2 protein-coding genes and 1 pseudogene are annotated in these 2,759 nt (G+C 67.3%); 1 reads left to right on the forward strand and 2 read right to left on the reverse strand.

Annotation, left to right across the window (positions count from 1 at the left end; translation table 11 throughout):
- On the reverse strand, positions 1 to 631 hold a 631-nt coding region (locus JYJ84_RS33425), incomplete at its 3' end, for a P1 family peptidase (protein WP_205190039.1).
- A 72-nt stretch (positions 632 to 703) separates the two neighbouring features.
- Positions 704 to 2,110, reverse strand: coding sequence for an APC family permease (locus tag JYJ84_RS33430; protein ID WP_175222046.1), 1,407 nt, complete (start codon positions 2,108 to 2,110; stop codon positions 704 to 706).
- A 141-nt stretch (positions 2,111 to 2,251) separates the two neighbouring features.
- Here JYJ84_RS33430 and JYJ84_RS33435 point away from each other — a divergent pair.
- Positions 2,252 to 2,759 (forward strand): annotated as a pseudogene (locus JYJ84_RS33435) (helix-turn-helix transcriptional regulator); the annotation flags it as partial.

The following is a 2,759-nucleotide window of genomic DNA, read 5'->3' on the forward strand; positions in this document are numbered from 1 at the left end:
CCACGCGCAGCATCTCGCGCACGCCGTAGTTCGCCTGCACGAGCGCGCCGACGGTCCAGCCGCCCGCTTCGGCCGCGAGCATGCGCGACGCGGTGCCGATGCCACCCTTGAACTCGTGGCAGATCATCCCCGTGCCGCCGCCCACGCCGCCTTCGGCAACCGGCCCCGACTGTGCGGCAGCCAGCGCGCGCTGCACATGCGCGGCGCTCACGTGCTGCCCCCAAATGTCGTTCAGCAGCCCGTCGTAGGTTTCCATCACGACCGGCATGCACCAGTACACGCGGCCGGCCGCCGCTTCACGCTCGTTCGCGACGAGTGCATCGCGCACCGCGCCAACGCTGTGCGTGTTCGTATAGGCGATCGGCGTGGTCAGCAGGCCGGCCTCGCGGATCCATTCGAGCCCCGTCGCGTCGCCGTTGCCGTTCAGCACGTGCACGCCCGCGAAGCACGGCGAATCGTGCGCGGCGCCTGCGCGCGGCTCGATGACGGTGACGCCGGTGCGGATCGATGCGTCGCCGTTCTCGACGTTCAGCGTGCAATGTCCGACCCGTACGCCCGGAACGTCCGTGATCGCGTTGAAGCGGCCCGGTGTGCCGAGTCCGATGCGGATGCCGATATCCCTCGTGCGCATGATGCAATTCCTCCAGTCTTTCAATGGTTCGGTGTTTCGATGTTTCGGTATGGCAAGACTTCGATCCGGCGCTCAGAGCGTGCGGAAGGCTTCGCTGTGGCGCGCCCAGACCGCATACATCACGAGCGCGGCGGCCAGCAACCCCGCGATGATGATCAGGTCGGTCGGTTTCGTGGCCGTTGCGAGCGTGGTGTAGAGCGTATATGCAGCGCCGACTACCGCGACGAGCGGCGTCACGGGCCACAACGGCATCCGGTAATGGTGCTCGACGTCACGGCGCACGAACCGGCTCGCGAGCGCGGCCAGCCCGACGACCAGGTAGATCAGCAGCAGCAGGTCGACCGTGAACGCGGTCAGTTCGTCGAGGCTCGACACGAACACGAGCCCCGCCGACGGCACCGCGAGCGCGATGGTGGCGAGCCACGGTGATTCGAAGCGCGGATGGATCGTCGAGAAGGCGCGGTTGCAGGTGCGCGACCAGAGCGCATGGCGGCCGCTGCTGTACAGCAGCCGGCCCATCGTGATCACGATCGCGATGATCGCGTTGAACACCGACAGGAAGATCCCGCCGCTGACCACGCGCGACACGGCCGGGTTGCTCAGCGAACGCACCACATAGCCGATCGGGTCGGTGCTCTTCGTCAGCTCCGTCAGCGACGGCGCGCCGAGCACGATCGCGGTGAGCGGGATCAGTTCGACGACGAGGATCACGAGCAGCGAGTAGATCACCGCCTTCGCGACATTGCGGTTACCGCCGCGCAAGTCTTCCGCGAGATAGGCGGCCGAGCCGAAGCCGTTGTAGCAGAAGATCGCCGTGCCGATCGCCGGGACGATCGCGGCCAGCGTCGCCGGCACGAGCGCGTTGCCGCTCGCGACGACCGGCGCGATCAGCGCGTCGGCGCCACGATGCGGCGACCCGAACCCAAGGCCCGCGATCAGCATCAGCACGCCGATCTCCACCACCAGGAACGCGCCGGTGATCCACGCGTTCGTCTTGATGTTCAGCATGCCGAGCAGGTAGCTGAGCAGCACGATCGTCAGCGCGACCGACTGGTTGCTGAAGTGCGTGCCGAGCGCGTTGTTCAGGTACGGCGCGGCGCCGCTCGCGAGCACGGCCGGGATGAACACGCTGACGGACAGCACCGTGATGAAGGTCAGGTAGCCGGGCAGCGTGCCGAACACGCGCTTGGCCATCACGTACTCGCCGCCCGCGCTGCGGTGCGCGGCGCTGAGCTCCGCATAGCAGAGCGCGAACGCCAGCGCGAGCACGCCGCCGAGCAGGAACGACAGCACGGCGCCGCTGCCGGCCTGCTGGATCGCGAACGGCGCGATCACGAAGATCGAGCTCGCGGGCGTCACGCCCGATACGGTGATCATCACCGCATCGCGCACGCTGAGCGTCTGCGACAGCGCGCGCGGCGCGTCTTCCGTTGCAGGCGCCGCTTGCAGCGTGCCCGTCGATTCCGACATCATCGCCATTTCGTTCTCCTGTGCTTGGGCCAACCCTTTGCCACTCTTTTTTGAACGCCCATACTCGGGCCCGATTGATTGCGTGGCAGTCTAGGAAGCCAATTTCAGGACCGCTATTCCCCCTTCGTGTTACGCCCTTCCGGTGGTGATATGGATCGTCTCTTTTCCGAAATCGCGATGCACCAGGCGCTCGGCCGCGCAATCGATCATCTCGGCCAGCCGCGCTTCTGGCGGTTCCTGGTGCTGCTGCTCAATGAAATGGTGCCGTTCGACAACGCGCTCGCGACCGCGATCGGCCCCGACGGCGTGCCGCTCGTGCTCGACGAATACGACACGGGCGGCACCGATGCCGCCTCGCCCGTGCCGCTCTACCTGAACGGCGTGTATCTGCTCGACCCGTTCCTGCAGGCCGCGCACGACGGGCTCGCCGACGGCTGCTACCGGCTCGAGGAAGTCGCGCCCGACCTGTTCCGGCAGAGCGAATATTTCCTCAGCTACTTCCGCGACGCGGTCGGCGACGACGAGATCCAGATCCTCGTGCGGCCGAACGCCGACATGCTGCTGTCGCTGTCGCTCGGCGCGGGCACGCGGTTCGACGTCGAGCCGCTCGGCAAGCTGACGGCCGCGATGCCGTGGGTGCTCGCGGCGATCCGGCAGC

Source organism: Burkholderia sp. LMG 13014 (genome assembly GCF_905232215.1).
Taxonomy (GTDB): Bacteria; Pseudomonadota; Gammaproteobacteria; order Burkholderiales; family Burkholderiaceae; genus Burkholderia.

Bases quoted from the DNA above. Each gene is read 5' to 3' on its own strand.
- JYJ84_RS33430 (WP_175222046.1), bottom strand. From the start codon at position 2,110: ATGGCGATGATGTCGGAATCGACGGGCACGCTGCAAGCGGCGCCTGCA.